This window comes from Deltaproteobacteria bacterium HGW-Deltaproteobacteria-2 (assembly GCA_002840505.1).
Classification (GTDB): Bacteria; Desulfobacterota; Syntrophia; order Syntrophales; family Smithellaceae; genus Smithella.
This window is the reverse complement of the sequence record PHBC01000007.1, coordinates 76,736-100,184: the sequence shown is the minus strand read 5'-3', so window position 1 is coordinate 100,184 and position 23,449 is coordinate 76,736. Positions and strand designations below refer to the sequence as shown.

General features: G+C 38.5%; 21 protein-coding genes. 11 read left to right on the top strand and 10 right to left on the bottom strand.

The genetic code is table 11. The features are described 5' to 3' along the window. Positions 1-5: 5 nt before the first annotated feature. The 7 genes from CVU62_13705 (at position 6) to CVU62_13675 (ending at position 8,858) form a co-directional block, all read left to right on the top strand. Positions 6-1,547 carry a type IV pilus secretin PilQ gene (locus CVU62_13705; GenBank protein ID PKN36781.1) on the top strand — a complete coding sequence of 514 codons (1,542 nt, stop codon included), beginning with the start codon at positions 6-8 and terminating at the stop codon, positions 1,545-1,547. A gap of 141 nt (positions 1,548-1,688) precedes the next feature. After that, a complete protein-coding gene (locus CVU62_13700) occupies positions 1,689-3,236 on the top strand; it encodes a hypothetical protein (protein PKN36780.1) in 1,548 nt (515 codons plus the stop codon). A 23-nt stretch (positions 3,237-3,259) separates the two neighbouring features. Beyond that, positions 3,260-4,969, top strand: a complete 1,710-nt coding sequence (locus CVU62_13695) for a general secretion pathway protein GspE (GenBank protein PKN36779.1) — start codon at positions 3,260-3,262, stop codon at positions 4,967-4,969. A gap of 20 nt (positions 4,970-4,989) precedes the next feature. Further along, a complete protein-coding gene (locus CVU62_13690) occupies positions 4,990-6,213 on the top strand; it encodes a type II secretion system F family protein (GenBank protein ID PKN36778.1) in 1,224 nt (407 codons plus the stop codon). 131 nt (positions 6,214-6,344) lie between these two features. After that, entirely contained in the window at positions 6,345-7,667 is a 1,323-nt protein-coding gene (locus CVU62_13685; protein ID PKN36777.1) for a sigma-54-dependent Fis family transcriptional regulator, read from the top strand. A 251-nt stretch (positions 7,668-7,918) separates the two neighbouring features. After that, a complete protein-coding gene (locus tag CVU62_13680) occupies positions 7,919-8,296 on the top strand; it encodes a prepilin-type cleavage/methylation domain-containing protein (GenBank protein PKN36776.1) in 378 nt (125 codons plus the stop codon). Between the two features lie 184 nt (positions 8,297-8,480). Further along, positions 8,481-8,858 carry a prepilin-type cleavage/methylation domain-containing protein gene (locus CVU62_13675; GenBank protein ID PKN36775.1) on the top strand — a complete coding sequence of 126 codons (378 nt, stop codon included), beginning with the start codon at positions 8,481-8,483 and terminating at the stop codon, positions 8,856-8,858. Positions 8,859-8,915: 57 nt separating this feature from the next. Here CVU62_13675 and CVU62_13670 read toward each other — a convergent pair whose 3' ends face one another. Genes CVU62_13670 through CVU62_13625 form a run of 10 tightly spaced genes read right to left on the bottom strand, consistent with a single transcriptional unit; the run spans position 8,916 to position 21,011 of the window. After that, positions 8,916-10,979: a hypothetical protein gene (locus tag CVU62_13670; GenBank protein PKN36774.1), complete on the bottom strand. Its 2,064-nt coding sequence runs from the start codon at positions 10,977-10,979 to the stop codon at positions 8,916-8,918. A gap of 9 nt (positions 10,980-10,988) precedes the next feature. Continuing rightward, positions 10,989-11,900: a hypothetical protein gene (locus tag CVU62_13665; GenBank protein ID PKN36773.1), complete on the bottom strand. Its 912-nt coding sequence runs from the start codon at positions 11,898-11,900 to the stop codon at positions 10,989-10,991. 2 nt (positions 11,901-11,902) lie between these two features. Further along, positions 11,903-12,718 carry a hypothetical protein gene (locus CVU62_13660; GenBank protein PKN36772.1) on the bottom strand — a complete coding sequence of 272 codons (816 nt, stop codon included), beginning with the start codon at positions 12,716-12,718 and terminating at the stop codon, positions 11,903-11,905. A 24-nt stretch (positions 12,719-12,742) separates the two neighbouring features. Continuing rightward, positions 12,743-13,888, bottom strand: a complete 1,146-nt coding sequence (locus CVU62_13655) for a DegT/DnrJ/EryC1/StrS aminotransferase (protein ID PKN36771.1) — start codon at positions 13,886-13,888, stop codon at positions 12,743-12,745. Continuing rightward, positions 13,885-14,583 (bottom strand): nucleoside-diphosphate-sugar pyrophosphorylase, encoded by a 699-nt coding sequence (locus CVU62_13650; protein ID PKN36770.1) that lies wholly within the window; start codon positions 14,581-14,583, stop codon positions 13,885-13,887. Before CVU62_13650 ends, CVU62_13655 begins: the two co-directional genes overlap by 4 nt. A gap of 8 nt (positions 14,584-14,591) precedes the next feature. After that, the gene (locus CVU62_13645) at positions 14,592-15,572 is read right to left on the bottom strand and encodes an NAD-dependent dehydratase (protein PKN36769.1); all 981 of its coding nucleotides are present in this window, start codon (positions 15,570-15,572) and stop codon (positions 14,592-14,594) included. Between the two features lie 23 nt (positions 15,573-15,595). Continuing rightward, complete coding sequence (locus tag CVU62_13640; protein ID PKN36768.1) at positions 15,596-17,140, bottom strand: hypothetical protein; 1,545 nt, start codon at positions 17,138-17,140, stop codon at positions 15,596-15,598. After that, entirely contained in the window at positions 17,141-18,292 is a 1,152-nt protein-coding gene (locus CVU62_13635) for a hypothetical protein (protein ID PKN36767.1), read from the bottom strand. It abuts the gene before it with no gap. Beyond that, positions 18,289-19,884 (bottom strand): oxidoreductase, encoded by a 1,596-nt coding sequence (locus CVU62_13630; protein ID PKN36766.1) that lies wholly within the window; start codon positions 19,882-19,884, stop codon positions 18,289-18,291. Before CVU62_13630 ends, CVU62_13635 begins: the two co-directional genes overlap by 4 nt. 26 nt (positions 19,885-19,910) lie before the next feature. After that, the gene (locus CVU62_13625; protein ID PKN36765.1) at positions 19,911-21,011 is read right to left on the bottom strand and encodes a glycosyltransferase family 2 protein; all 1,101 of its coding nucleotides are present in this window, start codon (positions 21,009-21,011) and stop codon (positions 19,911-19,913) included. A 236-nt stretch (positions 21,012-21,247) separates the two neighbouring features. Here CVU62_13625 and CVU62_13620 point away from each other — a divergent pair, with 236 nt between their 5' ends. The 4 genes from CVU62_13620 to CVU62_13605 are packed head-to-tail and all read left to right on the top strand — an operon-like array spanning position 21,248 to position 23,447. After that, positions 21,248-21,835: an RNA polymerase gene (locus CVU62_13620; protein PKN36764.1), complete on the top strand. Its 588-nt coding sequence runs from the start codon at positions 21,248-21,250 to the stop codon at positions 21,833-21,835. A 37-nt stretch (positions 21,836-21,872) separates the two neighbouring features. Next, positions 21,873-22,490 carry a hypothetical protein gene (locus CVU62_13615; GenBank protein ID PKN36763.1) on the top strand — a complete coding sequence of 206 codons (618 nt, stop codon included), beginning with the start codon at positions 21,873-21,875 and terminating at the stop codon, positions 22,488-22,490. After that, positions 22,490-22,954: a hypothetical protein gene (locus CVU62_13610; protein PKN36762.1), complete on the top strand. Its 465-nt coding sequence runs from the start codon at positions 22,490-22,492 to the stop codon at positions 22,952-22,954. Before CVU62_13615 ends, CVU62_13610 begins: the two co-directional genes overlap by 1 nt. After that, positions 22,908-23,447, top strand: a complete 540-nt coding sequence (locus tag CVU62_13605) for a hypothetical protein (protein PKN36761.1) — start codon at positions 22,908-22,910, stop codon at positions 23,445-23,447. The genes CVU62_13610 and CVU62_13605 overlap by 47 nt, the downstream gene beginning before the upstream one ends. The last annotated feature ends 2 nt before the right edge of the window (positions 23,448-23,449 follow it).

Genomic DNA, 23,449 nt, shown 5'->3' with positions numbered 1-23,449 from the left:
TCGATTTGAAATACTCTGCAAGAAATAAAAATATCGTGATGTCAGGTCTTGGTCTTTTCGTGCTGATATTTTTTTTCGGCTGTGCTGATGGACTTAAAAGCGAGAAAGAAGATGCTTTCTTCGATAAATGGACTACTCTAGCCGAGAAATCCCAAGGCCACTCTCCGACCGCCGAACCCAAGAAAATTTCTATAGCGGCAAAACAGGCATCTGTTCCAGTAACTGAAACAACAGTAAAAAAATTACCTGCTGATCGAATTAATCTGACTATGCGCCAGGCGGAGCTCAAGGCGGTATTACGGGCTATGGCGAAATCTGTTAATTTAAATCTCCTGGTCAAGAATGAATTAAAAGGTGAAATCAGCGTAGATTTCCGGGGAACTCCCTGGGATTCGGCATTTACCGGTTTGTTGCGCACCTATAATTTATCTTATGTATGGGAAGGCAATGTACTTAGAGTGCTGACCAGTGAAGATGTTAAACTGGATTTGGAACGAAAACAGCAACTGCGAGATACTCAATGGGTAGAGCCTCTTTTAGATCCTGTGGTGGTAAATATTAATTATACCGATACCAAGAAACTGGCAGATACCATTCAGGATTTACTGACCAAGGATAAGGATAACAAACCGCGAGGTTCCATTAAGGTTGACGAACACACCAATTCTCTGGTTATTTGTGCTGTGCGTGATGATCTGACTAAAATAATCCCAATCATTGAAAAACTGGATAAACCTACTTCCCAGATTTTAATTAAAGCCAATATCGTAGAAACAACAAAAGGCGTTGCCCGTGATTTGGGAATTATGTGGGGAGGTGCGGCTTCAACTACTCTTCGTGGCAATGAAGGTCTTATGCTATCTAGTGGTGGTACAAGAACAAGCTCATCCGCTGATCTTAATCCAACGGGTAATAAAATAGGTATAGGACGTTACGGTTTAGGGGTGAATTTTCCGGCGGCAAATCTATCTGATGCCGCAGCCGCTTCATTGGGACTTGTTTTCGGTACTGTAGGCGGTAATTTATTAGAAGTACAACTAGAAGCTCTGCAAAAGGATAATAAACTAAATATTCTATCCAGTCCGTCTATTACAACATTGGATAACCAGGAGGCCTTTACTGAAAATGGCGAAAGAGTTCCTTTTGTTACTCTTCAGACATCTTCAGGCAGTACACCTACTCAAACAACCAGTTTTGAAGACGTTTTGTTGCGTCTGCAAATTAAGCCACACGTCATTGACGGTAAAAACTTAAAAATGGAAATTACTGTCAAAAAAGATGAAGTGGACATGTCAAGAAAGTCATCACTGGGAGATCCTTACATTATCAAAAAGCAGACAAAAACGATATTGATTGTTGAAGACGGTGAAACAATAGTCATTTCCGGATTAACCAAACAAACTAAATCAAATTCGGGAAACGGTGTGCCCTGGTTAAAAGATATTCCTGTTTTAGGCTGGGCTTTTAAATCTGATAGTAAAAGTGATAAAATGGAAGAGGTTCTTATATTTATTACGCCACATATATTGCCGATAAGTAGAAAATAACCGAAAGGCATGCTTATAAAGAGTATCATGTAAAAAAATGAACTGAAATGGAATTATAAGAATATCGTAAATACATCTAAAAATATAACGGGGTTGGAATATAAGCAGTAGCGTTGTTAAAAAGCAAGATGGCATCTAAAAATGAATTATTACAATATTCTCAATTTTAAAAAGGAGCCATTTTCCAACTCACCGGAACCGGAATTTCTTTTTCAATTGCCACAGCAGACAAGTTGCCTACAAAAGCTGGAGTTAGCTGTTCGTCTGCGTCGTGGAATTAATGTGGTAATAGGAGACATTGGTACCGGCAAAACTACTTTATGTCGTAAACTTATCCAGAATTTTTCTTCTATTCCGGCAGATTCCGCTGAAATTGAAACTCACCTTATGCTTGATCCGGCATTTAACGGCGTTGTTGAATTTCTGCAAACAGTTGCCTTGATGCTGGGAATTAAAGATTTAAATAATTGTGAAAGTGAATGGCATTTAAAAGAGAAAATCAAAAATTACCTTTTTGACAAAGGTGTGGATGAAAAAAGAATAGTTGTTTTGATCATTGATGAAGGCCAAAAAATTCCTGAGAATTGCCTGGAAATTTTGCGCGAGTTTCTTAATTATGAAACAAACAATTTTAAGCTGCTGCAAATAATAATCTTTGCTCAAAAAGAATTCCAGGCAATCCTTAAAAGGCGCCCCAACCTTTTTGACAGGGTTAATCTTCTCTTTTGTCTTCAACCTTTGAGTTTCAAACAAATGCAAGCCATGATCAATTATCGTCTCAGGGTCGCCAGGGACTATGAAATTGCACCTTCTTTATTCAGCTTATCGGGGCTTGCGGCGATTTATCTGGCTACCGGCGGTTATCCGCGTAAAGTTGTTATTCTCTGTCATCAGGTAGTTCTTACAATGATCATTCGCGGTAAGAACAAGGCCGGCTGGTTTTTTGTCAGAAGCTGCATAAATGATATGGAAACACCGTTGTTCAAGAAGTTAAAGTGGGCACTGGGTAGCGTCTTTATTTTGATTGCAGTGGGTCTTTCGATAGGAGCGATTATGTTGCAACGTCAGGATGCAGACGCACATAAACAATTGTCCATAGCTCCGGTTCTTCCTATTGTTCCGGAAGTTAAACAAACCGCTTCACTTCCTAATGTGCCTGGTGCAAAAATTATTCAGAAAAAAACGCAGAATGTAAAAATTCCCGGGCATCTTGGAATTTTAACAATGACAAAAAGAAGAACTCTTTGGTGGACTCTGAATAATATTTATGGTGAGATTAATCCGAAAATCACTAAAACAGTGATTATGGCTAATCCTCATATTAAGAATAAAAATAGAATCGCGGAAGGAAATAAAATATATCTTCCGTCTATTCCCGCAGATATAAACCCAATAAATAAAGGTGATATAATTGTTGTTGTGGAAAGTGGAAAAGATCTGGAAATAGTGTATAATAGTTTTTGGGGAAATCCTGCTCAACGAAATATGCCTCCGCTGGTTTTCTTCCCCTTCTGGAATAAAAAAGAAGGCATTAATTTTTTGATTGTCATTGATAAATGTTTTAAAAATATTCGCGCCGCAGAAGAAGCATCTGGCAAATTACCATCTGCGGTTGCCGCCAAAGCAAAAATATTATCTCAATGGGAGGCAGATACGGTTTTTTTCAATCGCCGTAAATTGCAGCGTTGAGATAATAGCCGTCCGGAGGATAAATGAAAAATAAGAAGCGTTTGGGTGAAATACTTGTAAAAAGTGGGCTTTTGACCGAAGAAAAGCTCGAACAGGCACTAGAAAATAAAAAGAAGACAGATTTGAAGCTGGGTCAGTATCTAATCCGGCAGGGACTCGTTCAGGAAAAGCAAATAATAGATTTAATAAGCGATCAGCTCAATATAAGGAAGTATCAGCTCAACGATTTTCCATTGGATCTGGAGTTGATTCGTTATATACCGATTGAGATTGCGCAAAAAAATCAAGTAGTTCCTTTAAAATTAAAAGGAAAACTTTTGACAATTGCAATTGTTGATCCGCTTGATATACAAATCCTGGATTCTCTTGAAAAATTAACCAACCTGGAAGTTGAACCGGTAATTTGTACAGAAGTTGAAATAAATCAACTTATAAACAGTATGTACGGTATGCAATCCGATTTGGGTAATATTATGGGAACCATGGAAATAGACTCCAGGGATGAAGAAGAAGAGCCTCCGGAAAACAAAGAAGAAATTCAAATCGCATCACTGCAGGATATGGCTGGAGAAGCGCTGGTCATACGTTTGACAAATTCTATTTTTGCTCAGGCTATCCGTGATAATGCCAGTGATATCCATATCAGTCCACAACAAAATACTGTACAGTTGCGTTATCGTATTGATGGTAAACTGATTGAAATGCCGTCACCTCCCAAATCTATATTTTTGTCCATCATTGCCCGCGTGAAGATTATAGCTAATATGGATATTACTATTTCCAGAGTCCCTCAAGACGGCCGGTTCACCCTTAAAATAGAAAAAAAAGAAATCAATGTTAGAGTTTCCTCAATCCCTACAATTTACGGGGAAAATATTGTCATGCGTCTGCTGGATATGGGCGCTGGTTTTTATACGCTTGATCGTCTGGGCATGACTGACGAAGATAAGGCAAAAATAGAAGTCATGGCCAATAAACCATATGGAATGATTTTAAGTACCGGACCAACGGGAAGTGGCAAAAGCACAAGTCTTTATGCAATTTTGAGTTCAATAAATAAACCGGATATCAATATAATCACTCTGGAAGATCCGGTGGAATACAGAATCAATGATATACGACAGGTGCAGTTAAACCGTAAAGCAGGGATGACATTTGCCGGTGGTTTGCGTTCAATCCTTCGTCAGGACCCGGATGTAATTATGGTTGGTGAAATTAGAGATGCGGAAACCGCTGCCGTAGCCGTGCAGGCTGCGCAGACCGGACATAGAGTTTTAAGCACTGTTCATACTAATGATGCAGCAGGAGTCATAACACGATTTATTGATATGGGTATCGAACCTTTCCTGGTGTCCTCTGTTTTGATTGTTTCTTTTGCTCAACGATTGGTACGTACAATTTGCCCCTATTGCAAAGAGAGTTATAATCCTCCGGCAAGCGCTCTTGCAGCTTTCGGAATAACGCCGGAACAAGCGGCAAACGCTAATTTTCAACGCGGCAGAGGTTGTAACAATTGCAGAAACACCGGATACAAGGGAAGAACCGGTGTTTTTGAAGTTTTAGTCAATGACGAAATGATTCAAGACATGATTATTAAGCAAAGGCCAAGCCAGGAAATTTCACGCGCGGCAGTAGCTGCCGGAAAGTTGAAAACTCTGAGAGATGATTCTGCCCAAAAAGTAATGCAGGGAATTACAACCCTGGAGGAAGCGGCCTCTGCCGTCATGTCTTAGACTAAATCAAGGATAAAGAAATGCCCAACTATATTTATCAAGCAATTAATGAAAGTGGAGATACGGTATCCGGTAGTTTAGACGTTGAATCCGTTGAAGTAGCAAACTCCATATTGATGGCGCGCAATCTTATACCATCAAAAATAAAAGAACAGAGTAAAACAGGAGATGAAAATTGGTTACGGTCTCTTTTAAGTTCAGACAAAGTCAAAATGGTGGATTTAATCATTTTTACGAAACAATTACGTTCTATGCTGGTTGCCGGTGTGCCGATGTTAAGGCTTCTGGATATTCTGGCTAACCAGACAGAAAGTCATGGTTTAAAAAAAGCAATATTGTCAATCATCCAGGATATCAAACAAGGCTTATCTTTTTCTGAGTCATTGGAAAAGTTTCCGAAGATATTTTCAAACCTGTATTGTAACATGATCAAGGCGGGTGAAATGAGTGGAAATGTCCCCGTTGTTTTGGATCGTTTGATATACATTATTGAACATGAAGAAAAAGTAAAATCGGATATTAAGTCGGCGGTAAGATATCCAATGATCATTGTTATAGCTTTGAGCGTTGCTTTTATTGTTCTTTTAACTTTTGTAATACCTCAATTTGTTTCTGTTTTTAAAACTGCTGGGCTGGTCTTGCCGTTACCGACAAGAATTGCCATGCTTTTATACACTTTCCTGGCAAAATACTGGTATGTAGTTCTTACTGTAATAGCAATAATTGTCTTTGGCTTAGCTTATTATTTTAAAACGAAAAATGGTAAATTTGTAAGGGATACTTTCTTGTTAGAACTTCCTATAGTGGGGCAATTATTCAAAAAAGCGGCATTGTCACGTTTTGCCAGTATTTTTGCTATTTTGCAAAGTAGTGGAGTTCCCATTATGCAATCATTGACTATTCTCTCTGCAACAATGGGCAATGAAGCTCTTACGCGATCTTTTGAGCATGTACGTGAGCGAATTAAAGAAGGAGCCGGAATTTCTACGCCACTAAAATCGGCAAAATATTTTACCCCGATGGTTATCGATATGATCGCGATTGGTGAAGAGTCTGGAAATATCGATGAAATGTTGCGTGAGATTGCCAAACATTATGATGACGAAGTTGAGTATGCGATTAAAGGTCTTTCCGATGCAATTGGTCCAATTCTGATAGTTGGTCTGGCCGCGATTGTCGGTTTCTTTGCTATAGCTATATTTCTACCGATGTGGGATCTTACAAAACTTGCAAAACAACACTAATTAGAAAAAAGTGGAACAAGGCAAATTATTTATGAATTATTTATACCCCCCTGATACCATGACTGACGTCAGAGTTTAAGCTAAAACAACTATAAAAGGTAAAATCAGCCTTTAAGAATTCAGTATTAAAAATGAAGAAAAAAAATATTTACATAAGTTTGTATATATTGATTCCGGTTATTTTTACCGGAATATCATTGATTAGTGCTATTTTAACGTATCAATTATTTAAACAACGCGAAGAATTCAACCAGCTATTTCCCATCCATTTTATCTATTTAATATTGGTTATGGCTTTATTTACTTTTTCAATAAGTGTCGTTATGCTGCGTTTTTTTTTCGAACCTCTCTCACGATTTATCAATAAAACGCAAAAGATGCCTATTATTGCTCCGGCTGTGAAATCGGAAGAAAAAGAAGATATAACTCGTGATTTTAACCGGGTTTCTGAACTATTTGACAGCGTAGCCGATATTCTAAGCAATGTTGAAGCAAAAGAATTATTTCCCAGCATTATTTGTACCAGCATATCTATGCGTAATATACTTGCACGAATTCTCAAAGTTGCTTCCACAGATTCTACAGTTCTTATTTCCGGCGAAAGCGGTACCGGTAAAGAATTGATTGCTTCCAGTGTTTATGAACACAGCACAAGGAAAAATAAACCTTTTGTAAAGATTAATTGTGTGGCCATTCCGGAAGGTTTGCTGGAAAGCGAACTTTTTGGTCACGAGAAAGGTTCATTTACCGGCGCAACTGAACAAAAGAAAGGAAAATTTGAAATTGCCGACAAAGGTACGATTTTTCTTGATGAAATAGGGGATATGCCTTTAGCTACCCAGGCGAAATTATTGCGTGTTTTACAGGAAAAAGAATTTGAAAGAGTAGGTGGTACCAGGCAGATCCGCGTGGATATCCGTTTTATTGCAGCTACGAATAAAAATTTACTTGAAATGATCAAAGAGGGTAGCTTTAGAGAAGACCTTTATTTTCGTTTAAATGTTTTTCCCGTTTCACTTCCAGCACTTAGAGATAGAAAAGAAGATATTATCCCGATAGCAAATTATTTCCTGGAATCTTTACCCCAGACAGTGAAAATATCCACGTCCGCATTGCAGGAATTAATCGGTTATTCCTGGCCGGGAAATATCAGAGAATTAAGGAATGTCTTGGAGCAAGCTTCTATATTGAGTGAAAATGGTGTTATTGAGCTACATCATTTACCTGATGATTTATTTAAAAAGCAAAATTCATTAAGTAAAACAATGAGCGATAATATGCCGCTTGATGCCAAGCTTGAATTAATTGAGAAAGAAATTATTATTGATGCTTTGAAGAAGACAGGAGGCATTCAAGTAAGAGCGGCAGATATTTTAGGAATAAATCAAAGGAGCCTCTGGCATAGAATAAAAAAACTACAAATAGATATGAATAGTTTAAAGAGTCTACAATAATTGTAGATAAAGCATCATTTTTTGCACATAAGTATTATTAAGGAATTGATGTCAATGTAACTATTAAAGTTGACAACATTTGAAAATTGAAGTAATTAAGTAAGTTAGAATTTATCTTAGTTGAGATAAAGAAACTTTTTATATTATGTCGGAGATGGCATGCCTTTTGCTTTCTATAAAAGTGAATTTATGCAAAAAAACAGTTAATAATAGAAAGTAAGATTTTTTAAAAAAATAAGGAGGGATGGAAAATGTTAAGAAATGAAAAAGGTTTTACATTGATTGAAATCATTGCGGTGCTGGTTATTTTGGGAATTTTAGCTGCGGTTGCTGTTCCACGATATATAAGCATGATGGATCAGTCCAGAATTAGTGCCGCTCAGTCGGCAATTGCAGAAGTAAAAGCGCAGGCCAGCAATTATTATGCGTCACAAATGTTGTCCGGAAACGGAACAACTACGATTGCTGCTGTTCAAGGTTCTGTAGGTGCTAGCCCAAATCTTGGTGTTGATTATAGTGTAACAACGGCAGTGGCTACTTCAGGTATTACTATCACTGTAAACTCTGTAAAAGGCGTATCGTTAACTACTGCCCAAACCGGAACATGGTATTATCCGGGTATGCAGTAAGCTAAAAAAACAAGTTTTTTTAAAAATAGCGTGATGTAATCACGCTATTTTTTTTAAATTAAAATGAAAACATTGTCTGATAATGAAATTTCCATATAATTTAAATTTTAAATCATATTTAGTCGTGATAAATTAAGTCAATTGTATTTAAAAGTGGATTTTAGAGTCAGGGGGCAATGGAGGAGTGTTAAAAAAAGAAGAAGGTTTTACCTTGATTGAAATCATTGCGGTGTTAGCAATTTTGGGAATTATAGCCGCGGTTGCCATTCCGAGATACATAACTATGATTGAGCAATCAAGAATTAATGCCGCACAAACAGCAATTGCAGAAGTAAAAGCTCAATGCACTAATTATTATGCATCACAAATGCTGGCCAACAACGGAACAACTACAATTAGTGCTGTTCAGGCTTCTGCAGGTAATAGCCCCAATATCGGTGTTGATTATAATGTAACAACAGCAGTGGCTACTTCAGGTATCACGATTACTGTAAATTCCGTAAAAGGCGTATCGTTAACTACTGCCCAAACGGGAACCTGGTATTATCCGGGTATGCAATAAGCGAAAAGAACAAGTTTATTTGAAAATAGCGTGATGTGATCACGCTTTTTTTTGTTTTTAATTGAAATAAGAACAGTTGATAAATGAATAATTTTTAAAGTCGGGAACGTATATATTTAAATTCTTATCTTTATTTAGTTGTTGAATATATTCATTTAATTTTAGGGAACCCTTCAAGCAAAATAAGAGCTGAATTTCCTGAGCCAGCATTTTTTTGTCTTTAGTGTTTGCGTAGAGTTCAATAAGCGCCAGATTAGCAAAAGGATTTTGCGGAGAATGCGATCGGACAGTTTTCCAGTACAAGATGGCAACGGAGTAGTTCTTCTTTATGCGGCAACTCTCAGCCATGGTCATAAGCGCGGGCAATGAATCTGCATCCTTCTTTAAAAGTTTTCTCGCAAAATATTGGGCGCCGTTAATTTGGCCATCTTTCAGCAAGACAAGGCTGTATAGTTCTAATACATAACGATCAGATCTGTATTTTTTTAATTTCTCCTCGACTATTTGTTTTGCTTCCTTTATTTTATTTTGACGCAGTTTTATTTTTGCCATATGTACAGTGTTTTGAAAATAATCAGGAAGTATTTCAGAAGATTTCCTGAAATAATCCATGGCCAGATCATCCTGCATCATTTGAAAATATAACAGGCCGATATTCCATTGCTGAAGAGCCAGGATCTCACTATTCCCAAATTTATTTAAAGCCATTGCTTTTTTATATTCCTGAAGCGACTTTTCTTCTTTATTATAAATAAAATATATCCTTCCCATATTGGCGTGAGGTCTGCTTAGAGCTGGATACTTGTTAACGTTATCAAACCAAAGCAGAAAATCATCGGAAACTATATTATTACGGTTATAAGTTATGTCTCCTTCTCCGACTAATATTATAACTATGCCGAAAGCGACGATAAACTGGATAATTTTTTTATAAGAAAAGTAATCAATTGCATAAATTATGAATTCTGCGAAAGGAACAAACAAAAGCATTGCCGGCAAATAGTTGCGATGCTCGTAAATCAATTCCAGATTAAAAATGGAACCTTCTATCAAATGATTTAGAAAATAAAAAATAATGCAAAAGGAAATCAAAGGGCGCTTCCGGGCAATATAAATGGCAAAAACAATTATAAATAATATTAACAATATAGATGGAATTGTAGCCCATGGCAGGAACAGGGAGCGGGAAACTTCTACATCGTAAAGAAAGGTTAAACGTGAGCTAATAGGATAAAATAACAGCGAAAGGTAAAATAAGATGACACGAGGTTGAGTCAAAAGCCTTTCAACCATGGTGAAATCACGTATTTTGTAGTCATTTATAAGATTGGAGAAATCAACGTATATAATGCCGGCAAGTACAATAATAATAAAAGGCAGAAGCGCTATTTTTGCGTATTTAATAACATTTTGTCTGTTAATACCTGCAATGAGAAATAAATCAAAGAGAAGAATGCTGACAGGTAGCATTACTGCATTTTCTTTGGTGAGCAACGAAGCCAATCCGGACAATAAGCTGATTGTAAACAGTATAAGTGAATACTTTAATTTTGAGGTAGTCCGTGCCTTTAAATAAAAATACATGGATGCAATGTAAAAAAGTCCGGCCATAGATGCCATTCGCTGAACAATATAAGTGACGGACGTGACCCAGACAGGATGAATAGCCCAGAAAAACGTTGCTATGATTGCTACCGGATAGGCGATACTTTCATATTGATTTTTTAGTCGAGGTAACTTCAACGTGTTGTAAATAAAAAGAAAGAGGAAAACGGATGCAAAGAAATGAATTATAAAATTTACCACATGATAACCAAATACATCCTTACCATGGAAATAATAGTTTGAAGCGAAACTTAAATAAGACAATGGTCGTGACGGTCTTTTTTGCTCAAGGCCGTATATGCTATGTTTTATTTCCGGCCAGGAAAATGATTCTATTTGAATGTACGGATTATCGACAATATTGGAGTAATCGTCAAAATGCCATTCACCGTAAAAACTGTTGGAGTAAATTGCCAGCAGAATGATGAAAAGCGAGATAAAAGTAAAAGCATATTTTCTGCCGTTGGGAAATTGCCAATTTCCGGGCAGCGCGAATTCATTTTCTTTAGTAAGCATATAACACCATCAAGTATTATTTTTATAAGAATAAAAATAAAAAAACAATGCTAAACATATTTCCACGACAATAGAAACAATTCTGATCATAATCGTTCCCGCGATGACAATTCCTTTGGCAATAAATGCGGGAAGAATCAGAAAGATTATTCCTTCCCGTACGCCGAGACCTGCCGGGGCAAAAAGCGCGGCAAGTCCCGCAAGGGATGCCGCATAGTAAATTCCGGTCATCGGTATTAAATAGCTGAAACTGAGATCGGCGAAGCAATCCATGGAATAGAACATACCCAGGCCATACGGAATTCCGATCAGTAGATTTATGAAAACAAATTTCAGAATCAAGCCGAAGGAAGGAAAATCTTCGATTGGCTCTCGTTTGAAAAAAGTCAGTAAAATATTAGTTAAATATTTGAGTAATTTCGGATGAAGCAACACAAGCAAAAACAGGGATAATAATGCGGCTGTAATCCTTAGATATTCCGGTATCATGTTTTTCATGAAAAACATGGAAAAGAGTACGAGCAGGCAAGATGCTATGAAAGCCGCAATGAACTCCACTACTGTTGCCACCGCTACAGTTCTTTTGGGCTGGTTTTCGTAAGCGTCGAGGCGGACAAGAATTAGACCGGCCCTTCCCGGTATGTATTTACCTAATTGAGATAAAGACCAGGCGCGGGCAGCAGATATGAAGCTTGCTTTCAATCCAAATGCGGCAGCAATGTCGATCCAGATGAATAGACTTAAAAGATAGGCTATTAGCGTGAAAAAAAAGCTAAGGAATAAACTTGTGTAATTTATTTGTTGAATATAAGACGATAAATCTTGAAAAGACCGGATTATGTAAAATAATACAAAAGCAAGGACAATGATAAACAAAATCCTACTGTATATTTTATTATTGCTTTTAGAAAAAAAATCCATAATTATTGTTTCTCGACAACATTAAAAATATATATTGAAGGAAGCCTTGCAGATTTAAGATACTCATCAAGTCTGGAAATTAAACTGAAAAGGAAACGTCCTGCAGAAGGAACAATTTTAATAAAAATGTATATTGCCAGAAAAAATAATGTGGTAACCGGAAGACGATATTCTCTGATAATTTTCCCTCCGGATTTGCGGATAAGTGATTGAAGAAAATTGTAGTGAAAACTATGACCACCGGTATTTGGTGTGTCCGCTTTCTTAAATTTACTTAACAGATTTAACAAACCAAAACACGTTTGGAAGTAAATGCCGGACTGTAATGGCTCAATTAATAATATTTTCCCTCCTTTTTTCAAGTGGGTAAGAAAGTTGGCTATGGTATTTTCAAAGTTGTTTTTATTAATATACATCAAAACTGTTACACAAATTATGTAATCGTAATAATCTGTTTGCAGGCGGAAATCTTCTGCAGATCCGACAAACGCTTGTGCACCGGTGTTTTTCTTAAAGAGATCGACATAATTTTTGCTGATATCGATCCCTGTTATTTTAGCCTCGGGAAATTTTTCTAAAATCGGCCGGGATATTCTCCCGTAACCGCAGCCGATATCGATGATATTAATTCCCCCTGCATCAGGCTCAATTTCAGATAAGATTTTCTTTAATTGCCAGTTATGCAGATACGCGTTAAAAATATCGGGCAAATTTTTGAACAGAACCCCTCGGGGACTCGATCCGAATAATTTGCTTCTTTTTTCCCATTCAGCAATATTGGTAAGTTCAGATGATTCATCATGGTCTGATGGCTGCATTATTTCTGTCGATGTCTCCGTAATTTATTTTCCTTCGATAAAATTAATTAAAGCATCAACAATGTAATCTATTTGAGCATCGGTAATGCCGGCATACATGGGTAACGTCAATTCATGGAGGGATACAGAATCAGTATTGCGCAAAATATGATCTCCCATGACTGTCTTATAGTAACTGAATTTGTGCACCGGCGGATAATGGATACTGGTCTGAATACCTTTGTTCCGAAGATAAACCATCAAACTGTGCCGATTTATGCTTTTATTGAGAAGTATAGGAAAGATATGATAATTAGCGGAAAAAGAATAATCAGCAAAGGGGATCGTTATTTTGTTAATTTTAGATAATGCATTTTTGTAACGAATTGCTGCCAGGCGGCGGCGTTCATTTCCCTTTTTTAATTTTTTTAATTGACAGCGGGCTAAAGCGGCGTGAATTTCATCAATCCGGTAATTATAACCCAGGTCAGTAACATCGTAGCTATAGGCATGACCGTGATGCCGATCCAATGTTGCGCTGGTCATGCCATGAGAGCGGATTTTTTTTATATAATTTGCATAATCGTCATTATCAGTGCAAATCATGCCGCCTTCACCTGTCGAAATATTTTTATTGGAAAAAAAAGAAAAACAGGAGATGTCTCCTATTGATCCCAGCAATCTATCTTTATAAAATGAACCCGGCGCGTGCGCCGCGTCTTCGATTACCGGAATTTTATTGTGTTTCGCAATTTCAATAATTTCATCCATTTTGCAGGCAAAACCGCCATAATGCATGACGATTATTGCCCGGGTCTTTTTATTTATCTTTTTTTTGATTTCATTAGGAGAAATTGTCCAGTCGTCCGTTGAAGCGATATCGGCGAAAACAGGAATTCCACCGGCATAAAGAACTGAATTAGATGTGGCGACAAAAGTGAAGGAAGGACAGATTACGTTTGTTCCCTTTTTTACGCCGACGGCTAAATTGGCCAAATGTAAGGCGGTAGTGCAACTGCTTACGGCCAGGGCATGCTTTACTTTAAAATACCCGGCAAATTCGTTTTCCAGCGCTTCCGTTTCCGGACCCATGGTAAGCCATTTACTGCGCAAGACGCGTAATACAGCTTCTTTTTCTTCTCTGCCATAATTAAGATCGAAAAGAGGAATTGCCGGGTTTGAATGACTCATAAACGGTCCTTGATTTTTTCGTAATCGTCAATCGCCTGTTCGTAATCTTCGGGACGTCCGATATCCATCCAGTATCCGTCATAGGGATGACAATAGACACTCATTTTCTCCACTAACATTTTTTGTACTAAATCGGGAAAATCAAAGCTGCCTTTTCGGGGTATAAGACGCAATACACTTCGGGAAAGAACATACACCCCCATGCTGACGCTGAAAGGAATTGAAGGTTTTTCTGTGAATTTGGTCAAGAATCCTTCTTTGTTGTATTCCAATGTTCCATAATTCACATCCTGAACCCTTTTGTGAGTCGCAATGGTCAGATCAGCTTTCTTCTTCTTGTGAATAGTAAAGAGTTCCTTAAAATTGAGATCAGTCAGTATGTCTCCGTTCATCATTAAAAAATTATTATCCAGATTATCAATATGACAAATTGCTCCGGCAGTACCCATTGGTTTCTTTTCAACATAATATTCAATGGGAATTCCCCATTTATTACCTTTCCCGAAAAAGGCGATAAAAAGATCATGTTGATGTCCAACGGCCATGGTGATTTTTTTAAAACCGTTTTTTTTAAGTTGTTTGACGACAACTTCCAGAATAGGAAAATCTCCTATCGGTAAGAGAGGCTTGGGTAAAACAGTAGTATAAGGTTTCAACCTTGTACCTTTTCCGCCTGCCAGAATTATAGCCTGCATATTATCACCTATTTTACATATAGATTCGGCTTATAAATATGAATGTTATTTTTAATCCAGTCAATAGTCTCTTGAAGACCTTGTTCAAGTGAATATTGAGGCCGCCATTTTGTAATTGTCATAATTCTATTATTATCACAAAGGAGTCGTTCGACTTCACTATTAACCGGTCGCCGGCGTTTCAATGCCGTTTGAAAACGAATTTTTGTGTTTAAAAGCAGACCTATTTTTATTGCCAAATCTTTTACAGATATCTCAAAACCATTACCAACATTGGTTACTGATCCGGCGAGTTTTCCGGCTTTGGCTATTGCAATAAAACCTTCAACAGTGTCTTTAACAAACGTTAAATCACGCGTAGGGTAAATATTACCCAGGGTTAATATTTTTTTGCCGGATAATATCTGACTAATTACAGTAGGAATTATCGCTCTTGATGATTGACGGGGGCCATAAGTGTTAAAAGGGCGGACGATTTTTACCGGAAGCTGAAAAGAAAGCCAATAACTAAGGGCCAGTTGATCGGCAGCAATTTTTGATGCCGAATAAGGCGACTGACCAACAAGAGGATGATTTTCAGAAATGGGTACGAATTGGGCTGTGCCGTATGTTTCAGAAGTTGAGGTAATAACCACATTTTTAAAATTTCCGAGACGGGCATTTTCCAGTATATTATATGTTCCTTCAATATTGGTCTTGATATAGGCAAGGGGGGAATCGTATGAATAAGGGATTCCGATCAATGCCGCCAGATGATAAACTTCCCGGCAGCCTTTCATCGCATTTCGGACGGAGTCATAATCACGAATATCTCCGGAATAAACTTCAATGTCTTTAAGATAGGAAGAATTATTCAGCCATCCCCAATTGTTGTTGGAGTTATAGCGCACAAAAGCGCGAACAGAGTATCCGAGTTCGGTGAGTCTTTCCGCCAGATGGCTGCCGATAAAACCACCGGCGCCGGTGACTAGAATTTTGTTGGCACTCATAATTAAACCCTCTTATCCTTTCATTATTGATGCATTCCTTGCCGGTTCATAAAGGGAATTTTGTTAAAAGTTAATTTATATATTTTAAATTCGCTGTTTTCATAGATTAAAAAGGCGGTTTTCTCATCTGACAAACTTTGTATTGTATCCAATGACACCTGGTCTCTTGCCGGAGCCAAGAGATACAAACACAAATAGTCTCCGCGTGAAAGCTCATCTTTTCTTCTCAACATAATAGATTTACGGTCTGTCATCATTCTCATAAGTCGCGGTTTAAAGAAGACGATAGTAGTTTCTTTTTCTGTGTTTGATTTAATAAATGAAAACATACTTTGAGCGCTTGCGGTATAAGGACCGGTGAAAGATTCACGATGACGCATCATATTTGCGTAGGCGTTGCCCGTTGAGTTTATGGCGAAGTATGCAAAGACAATAATAACAGGGACAAGGCAAATCCATCTCCGGAGTTTTTGCTCTGTGTTCGTTTGACCGCCCTGAAAAATTTCCAAACCTGTGATTACAAATGAAAAATAGAATGGAAGAATTGGAAATAAAAACCTGATCCCCTGTAGGAGCGGCCAAAATATGTAAAGAGTGAAGGTCAGTATTATATATATGACAATGTGATAGTCTAACCGGTATCTTTTTACGACTCCCGCGATCGCAACAGGAATACTTGCAAAATAGAATACATGATAGTTAGGCACTCCTTTAAAGAATTCAGCTGGCATATTAATATAGTAGTTCAAATTATTCCTGATAACTTCCAAAGAAACGGCATTGAGAGCGGATAAGTGAGATGTTCCTCCCTGAGGAAAAATCGCTTCCCATGTTAGAACAATGCAAAAGAAAGAAATATAGGGAATCAGATTTATCGATAAATATTTTAAAAAATCTTGTCTCCTGGAAGGATGTTTGTCGCTTTGCTTTAATTTTAGTATCAGAGCAATGAATTGAGTTATTGCGAGTGATATGAGAAGCAAAAATCCATTTGTCCGGATAAAAAAAGCACCGGCTATAATGGCTCCCAAGAGGATATAATCCCAGATCGGAGAGATAATATTACGTTTTTCGATGATCAATCTGCCCGTCAGCAAGACGCTAACTGTAGATAACAGAAGAAATGGAAAGTCTGAAAGGATTTGATCTGTAAATGAAAGCAAAGTTGGATTCAGGGCAAAAAGACAAACAAGACAAAATAACCAAACCGGTGAATGATATTTCCGGAATCCCAACCAGATAAAAATGATAAAAATAAGAAAGGAAATCACCCCTAATAATTTTAAGCCTACAATATTCATGCCGAAAACTGCATAGAATGGTGCAAGCAAAGCTGGAAATCCCCAAGGGTAGGCAATGGGTCCAAAAGCATAAGATGAATTCTTTACCGTGAAACTATTTGCATCTATGAAACCACGGGGATCCAATTGAGTAATACTTTTTGCTTGCAAGATATACCCTGCGAAGTCATCACCCCAGTTGTGACCGTTCGTAACTGTGCAGAAAATAATAACGGCAGTTAGACCAAGCAGAATGAAAAATAATACTGTGTGACGAGGTTTTCTCATTTAACCCTCATTTAATTTTTCGTAAATTGCTTTTGCCCCTGAATCAGGCGATAAGATTGAACTTAGTTCATCATAATTACGCTTATCATAAAACGAAGCCCGTATTTTTACGTCGCTCATTTTTATTAGAGCTTCGGCAAGCTCATGATAATTTTCTTTATTAACAGCATATCCTAATTTATATTTTTCGGCAAGATAACCCATGTCACCGACACTTGTTACAATGAGAGGTTTATGTGCATTCACTCCTTCCGATAAAACCAGAGGGATACTTTCGCTTAAAGATGGAATAACGATACAATCAACATGACGGAAGAGATCTCTGATATCACCGTCTTCCAGCTTCCCCGTTAATATTACTTTTCCCTTCAGGTCAGAACTGTCAATTAAGAATTTTAAATTTTCTTTTTCTTCTCCTTCGCCTGCAATATAGCATCTGAAATTAATATTGTTTTGCTGGAGAAGGGAACATGCTTTAATTAAAAAATTAAATCCCTTAATTTTATGAAGCCGGCCTAAGCTGCAGAAAGTAAAAAGGCCGGTATCGTCTAGAGGGCGAAAATCTGATTTTTTATTTTCTAATTTTCTGGCAGTGGCTGCGAAATAACATTCCTTACCGTTGGCAAGCTTTGATGTTTTATGGCAAAGATCAAAACCATCGGCAAAAAGATATTTGCTGTTTCGGGCAACGTATTTAATAATAGGACTGATCAGTAAATTCTCAGATGCTAAATAAACATCGGAACCCAAACCCCGGCAGCAATACGGTATTTTTGTGGATTTGGAAATAATTGCAGCTATTAATCCGGAAGGAATAAGCCATTCGGCGAATATTATATCAGGATGCCAGTGGCGACAGATAGCCTTCCCTGATAAATATCCGTTGATGAAATATTGAAATGCTAAAGGTATTCCGGAAATCCGTTTCTTCATTAATTCTACGAGAGGTGTACTTCCGCCATGCCAGCCGAAATATGTTATGGAGCATCCATCCCATAAAGTTTTGGTAATGGAATCGGAGCCATCACAATTTTGAGTCAGAACATGAACTTGTACTCCCAAAGTATTAAGAGTTTTAATAGTATCCGGAATGAATACGCCGCTGATGAGGTTATTATTAGGGAAACTGCTTGTAATCAGCAGCATTTTCATTTTAATTTTTGCAACCCCTGTTTTGATTTGATTTTATATTTTTGGCCGCATAGAGGACATTTGTATTTCCCGTCTAGTTTATTACCGCACTGACACAGCCAGCCTTTTTGCCGTGACGGGTTGCCCATCATTAAAGCGTAATCAGGGACATCTCTGGTAACTACCGCGCCCGCCGCGATAAAAGCGTAACTGCCGATGGTGTGACCGCAGACAATAGTGCAATTAGCGCCAAGGGAAGCTCCTTTTTTTATTAATGTCGGTTTAATTTCCGACATTCTTTTAATTTCAGAACGGGGATTAATAACATTCGTAAAAACGACGGAGGGGCCGCAGAAAACATAATCTTCAAGGGTCACACCTTTATAAACAGATACGTTGTTTTGTATTTTACAGCCATTGCCAATTTTAACTTCAGGACCAATAACAACATTCTGGCCGATCGAACAGTTTTTACCGATTTTAGAACCCGCGATTATATGGGAAAAATGCCATATCTTTGTGCCTGTTCCAACTTCGACGCCATCATCAATTTGTGAAGTGGGGTGGATATCGTAGTTTGCTTTATTCTGCGGGCTTAAACCGGAATCACTTTTTAAATTGATTCTTAATCCATTTTCATTCAATGAATGTTCAGAAGCGTTTAAAACCTTGAGGACGCGTAATCCTTCTTCACCATTAGTCAACGCCTGTTTTCCTTTTTCAATGCAATCAAGAAAATGTTCACATTCTACTTTCAGCGGTTCGGCATAAGGAATAGAGATGCGTTCCGGAACTCCGCGAGTTGGCACGGGAACGTTATTTTCCCAGTTCACATGGTGCGGATAGATAAGCAGTTTTTCTTCCCAGGAAAGGGTATCGTCAAATACAGCCATTTTTTGATCACCGACAACAACCAGTTTTTGATCTTTAAACGGATGCAGCCAGGAAACAAATACATGAGCTTTCAGGCCGGAGGAAAATTCCAGGTGAGTTGTCGTGACATCGGCAATATTTTTATGCAGATAATTGCCACCGGTAGCAATGACGCTTTCCGGTTCTTCGCCCGCCAGAGCAATAATCATTGAAATATCATGCGGAGCGAAAGACCATAAAATGTTTTCCTCTCTTCTTATTTTTCCCAGATTCAGCCGGTGCGAGTATATGTAATTAATCCGGCCCAGTTTTCCTTCCTGCGCCATTTGTTTCAATCTTACGAAAGCCGGATGATACTGTAGAAGATGGCCGACCATTAAAACCATATTTTTCTTTTGTGCCAGAGCAATCAGTTCTGTGGCGTCTTTTCTCGAAAGAGTAAGGGGTTTTTCCACAAAAACGTGCTTGCCGGATTGCAATACCTTTTGTGCCAGTTGAAAATGAGTTTCCGCCGGTGTAGCAACAACAACAGCGGAGATGTCATCACGGGAAAGCACATCCGCAAGCGAGGTGGAAAAGTCGCAGGAAGGGTAAAGTTTCCGCATTTGCTTTAGTGACACGTCATCTTTATCGCAGATAACTTTCAGCGCGTTTAATTCAAAAAAATTGCGGATTAAATTTTTTCCCCAATTTCCCGCTCCCAGTACGGCAATAGAAGGATTATTATTTTTATTGGTCATAATTTATTTCTTCTCCACAAAAGCCGTCATGTTTTGTAAAGCCTTTCATTATCCTGTATATCCATCCACATTGCGAATAAAAGAGACTGGAAGCTGCTGGTAAACAGGAAGAAGAAGGCCAGCATGGTTGCCGATGAAACTGAGCCTCCGGAAAGAGTAATGTTTGTAATTTTCAGAGCGTAGGGAATCGTAAGAACGCCTAAAATAAAGGCGAAATGATAAAGTAGAAAAAGCGGATGAAAATCACGAAACAAGTATTTGATCCATAATCGCTTTAAAAAAGATTTAAAAAGCAGCCAGGAAATACGTGGGATGACCTTCATTACTTTCATTTTCGAATTTTCTCCAATATTGTAAACAGGTTTTATTTTAACTTCTTTTATAGTGCAGAAAGCAATGTTCAATTTTACCAGCATGTCATTGGGCATTCCGTAGCTTTTGTAAATGTCATGAAGCTTGATCGCGCTTAAAGCGGAAAGAGAAATAGCGGTATAGCCTGTCTGAGTATCGGAAACATGCCAGTAACCGGAGGCAATTTTGGTTAGTATCGATAAAATAGAATTACCGAAATAACGGGTTTTAGGCATGATGAGGCGAGCTCCGCCATGAATGAGACGATTGCCTTTGACATAATCAATTTCTTCAGTAAGCACAGGCAGACAGATTTTTTCCAACTCCGCCGGGTCCATCTGACCGTCGCCGGCCATGACCGCAGTACAGTCGATATTGTTATCCAAACACCATTTATAGCCACGGGCGATAGCCGCCCCTACGCCGCCGTTTATTAAATTGTTGATTAGAATGATACGGTCGGATTCAGGATGGCCATTGGCAATTTCCGAGGGGATGAAATATTCCATATCCGTTTGTTGTTTTTCTTTGAGTAAATGGTCAGCACGGTTATATTTGCTGTCGCGCAGATCGTTTAAGTTTTTTTTTATGATTGATTGAACTGATTGTTGCGTGCTTATATAATCCAAAACAGTGGCGGCTGTATTATCCCTGGAACAATCGTTGACAACGATAATGCGGTCAACGAAATCAGGCATGGTTTCCAAAACCTGCCTGATTTGCTTCTCTTCATTATACGCTGGGATAACAACGGCAATCGTTTTATTTAATAACATAAAAGCGCCTCCACGTTTCGTAGTCTCAACGTACTATTTTTAAATTAATTTGTCCAAAAATATTTTATCATAAAGCTTGCGCCGGTTGATAGTTTTGGCTTTAGTTTTGAAGATTGAAATAAGGCCTGTGTCGAATTTGCTTGATATTGGAGTGTTACGGTAATATTATCAATTTAAGCGTTACTGGTGCGGTGTGTTGCAGAAGTTAAACAATATTCTCCAATCATAAAACGATCATGGATCACAAAAACGAAGCAGAAATCGTTGCCAGGGTTCTGAATGGAGAAAGGCAAGCGTATGCTTTGTTGGTTGAGGAATATAAAACACCCATTTATAACTTAGCCTACCGCATGACTAGAAATTCACAGGATGCTGAAGATCTGGCACAGGAAACATTTTTGCGTTCTTTCAACCAATTATTTCGTTATGATAAAAAACAAAGATTTTACACCTGGCTCTATACGATCAGTCTCAATATTATCCGTAATCACTTGAAAAAAAATAGCAATCGCCGGCGGGATAATTTCCGTCAAAGGGAAAAGGCGTCGGGGATGGTTGATTTAGATGGTAAACAGGTTGCTTTGCAAGAGTCTCGGGATAGTTATGAAGGGTGCAAAGAACGGGAAGAGGAACTGGAAAGTTGTCTTCAAAAATTATCTCCGGAACTTCGCGAGTTGCTGATCCTGCGCTTCTACCAGGGACTTCCCTTCGAAGCGATTGCTGAAATTACGGGACTTTCGTTAAGTGCCATTAAGATGCGAGTTTACAGGGGGTTGGAAAAATTGCGAAAATATATAGGGGAAAATGTGACTTCTGACAGGTAAAGTTGTATATTGTTATATAAAGGAGATTTTGCAAAACATGTTTAAAGATGAAGAGAAAAAATGGGAGCATTTTCGTGATCTTACCGGCATTATGGGAAATGTTCCCCCCAGGCAGCCTCCTGAAGGTTTTACAATGAAGATAATGGCGAGGCTTCCGGAAGAAAAGGCCACTCACAGGCATCTTTTATTCAGGCAACTGTTTAGCAATTCGGCTTTCGCAACAAATCTAAACATCGGTTTCCGTAATGCGGTAACCAAGACGGAATGTTCTTTCTACTTTTTGCTGACTGGTTTTTTCTATCTGATTTTAGGATTAATCATGATGTTAGGCCTGCCGCTGCCGGAAGGATTCCATCATCCGGAATGGCTGACGATTCAACCGCTCATAGGCCTGCTGCTGGCCGCGGAGCTGATAGCTCTGGGTATTGCTGTTTATGCAAATGGCGAGTCCGCTGTCCGTTTCGTGCGTGTCGGAGTGCTTCTCTATGCGATCCTGATTATCCTGAACGGCCTGGTGGGTACATTGTATATCCGTATTCCGATAGCGATCTTTTTTGCTGCTATATTTTCCATAACCGGGTTAGGCATAACCGTTTTATTGCGACTGGCTGTCGATAACTATGACCCGGAAAATATTTTTTCGGAGGTACGCTGATGATTCAAACCTTAAGACAAACCAGAGGTCAGCGTGGTTTTACCATGATCGAAATCATAGCTGTACTATCGATTATAGCTATCATTGCCATTGTTGCTGTCGTCCGATTGTCCAGTACGAGCTCTTATGATCTTGCCTCACAGCTGGAGGTTCTCAAGGTGCATCTTCGTCTGGCGCAAACCCGGGCAATGACCGCCAGCAGTCCATGGGGCATTTGTTTTCCTTCTTCATCAACCTATTACATGTTTCAGGGAGACGGGTCAACGACGCCTGTTTTTATTCCCGGAGAGAACAGTGCAACGGTTGATCTGACAGCAAAAAAATCCGTTTTATCTATCACTTCAACAGCTACAGTGCCCCGGGTTACATTCAACGCTTATGGCAGTCCGGGATCTGCGACTCTAACAATCACAACCAATGCAGGAGATATATCAGTTACAAAAAACACGGGATTCATTCCATAAGCTTTATCGGAGAAATTACATGCTTTATAAACGATTGAATAAGATAAAAAACGATGGGGGCTTCACTCTTATAGAGGTCATTGTGTCACTCTTAGTGGCCGCCGTTCTTGCCGCTATACTGGTTCAATTCATGGGTACTAGTCTGGTAAAGAGCTACAATCCGGTTATTTTGGCGCAAAACGGTACCTATTTGAATTCGATTATGGAAAATATGACTGCCGACTATAAATATTATATGTTCTACGGTGCTCTAAACGGTCAATCGCCGGCCACGGCTTATGCGAGTTTTAATACCCGTGTAGGTACAAGTTCAGAATCAGAAGCAAAAACATTATATTCCGATGCCCAACACCCTTATTACGTTGTGGCCAACAATACGATAACATTTTCCGGTTCCGGTAGCTCGCTCACTGAAGCATCGGCCAGCAGCAAAGTCCATAAGATAACTATCAAATACCGGGATTTAACAGTTACCTCGCTTTTTACGGAGTAAAT

Excerpts from the sequence above, each read along its gene's own strand:
- CVU62_13620 (PKN36764.1), top strand. The coding sequence starts at position 21,248 with ATGGATCACAAAAACGAAGCAGAAATCGTTGCCAGGGTTCTGAATGGA.
- CVU62_13625 (PKN36765.1), bottom strand. The coding sequence starts at position 21,011 with ATGTTATTAAATAAAACGATTGCCGTTGTTATCCCAGCGTATAATGAA.
- CVU62_13690 (PKN36778.1), top strand. The coding sequence starts at position 4,990 with ATGCCCAACTATATTTATCAAGCAATTAATGAAAGTGGAGATACGGTA.
- CVU62_13640 (PKN36768.1), bottom strand. The coding sequence starts at position 17,140 with ATGAGAAAACCTCGTCACACAGTATTATTTTTCATTCTGCTTGGTCTA.
- CVU62_13630 (PKN36766.1), bottom strand. The coding sequence starts at position 19,884 with ATGACCAATAAAAATAATAATCCTTCTATTGCCGTACTGGGAGCGGGA.
- CVU62_13655 (PKN36771.1), bottom strand. The coding sequence starts at position 13,888 with ATGAGTCATTCAAACCCGGCAATTCCTCTTTTCGATCTTAATTATGGC.
- CVU62_13685 (PKN36777.1), top strand. The coding sequence starts at position 6,345 with ATGAAGAAAAAAAATATTTACATAAGTTTGTATATATTGATTCCGGTT.
- CVU62_13660 (PKN36772.1), bottom strand. The coding sequence starts at position 12,718 with ATGCAGCCATCAGACCATGATGAATCATCTGAACTTACCAATATTGCT.
- CVU62_13680 (PKN36776.1), top strand. The coding sequence starts at position 7,919 with ATGTTAAGAAATGAAAAAGGTTTTACATTGATTGAAATCATTGCGGTG.
- CVU62_13650 (PKN36770.1), bottom strand. The coding sequence starts at position 14,583 with ATGCAGGCTATAATTCTGGCAGGCGGAAAAGGTACAAGGTTGAAACCT.
- CVU62_13695 (PKN36779.1), top strand. The coding sequence starts at position 3,260 with ATGAAAAATAAGAAGCGTTTGGGTGAAATACTTGTAAAAAGTGGGCTT.
- CVU62_13670 (PKN36774.1), bottom strand. The coding sequence starts at position 10,979 with ATGCTTACTAAAGAAAATGAATTCGCGCTGCCCGGAAATTGGCAATTT.
- CVU62_13700 (PKN36780.1), top strand. The coding sequence starts at position 1,689 with ATGAATTATTACAATATTCTCAATTTTAAAAAGGAGCCATTTTCCAAC.
- CVU62_13615 (PKN36763.1), top strand. The coding sequence starts at position 21,873 with ATGTTTAAAGATGAAGAGAAAAAATGGGAGCATTTTCGTGATCTTACC.
- CVU62_13635 (PKN36767.1), bottom strand. The coding sequence starts at position 18,292 with ATGAAAATGCTGCTGATTACAAGCAGTTTCCCTAATAATAACCTCATC.
- CVU62_13645 (PKN36769.1), bottom strand. The coding sequence starts at position 15,572 with ATGAGTGCCAACAAAATTCTAGTCACCGGCGCCGGTGGTTTTATCGGC.
- CVU62_13610 (PKN36762.1), top strand. The coding sequence starts at position 22,490 with ATGATTCAAACCTTAAGACAAACCAGAGGTCAGCGTGGTTTTACCATG.
- CVU62_13665 (PKN36773.1), bottom strand. The coding sequence starts at position 11,900 with ATGGATTTTTTTTCTAAAAGCAATAATAAAATATACAGTAGGATTTTG.
- CVU62_13605 (PKN36761.1), top strand. The coding sequence starts at position 22,908 with ATGCAGGAGATATATCAGTTACAAAAAACACGGGATTCATTCCATAAG.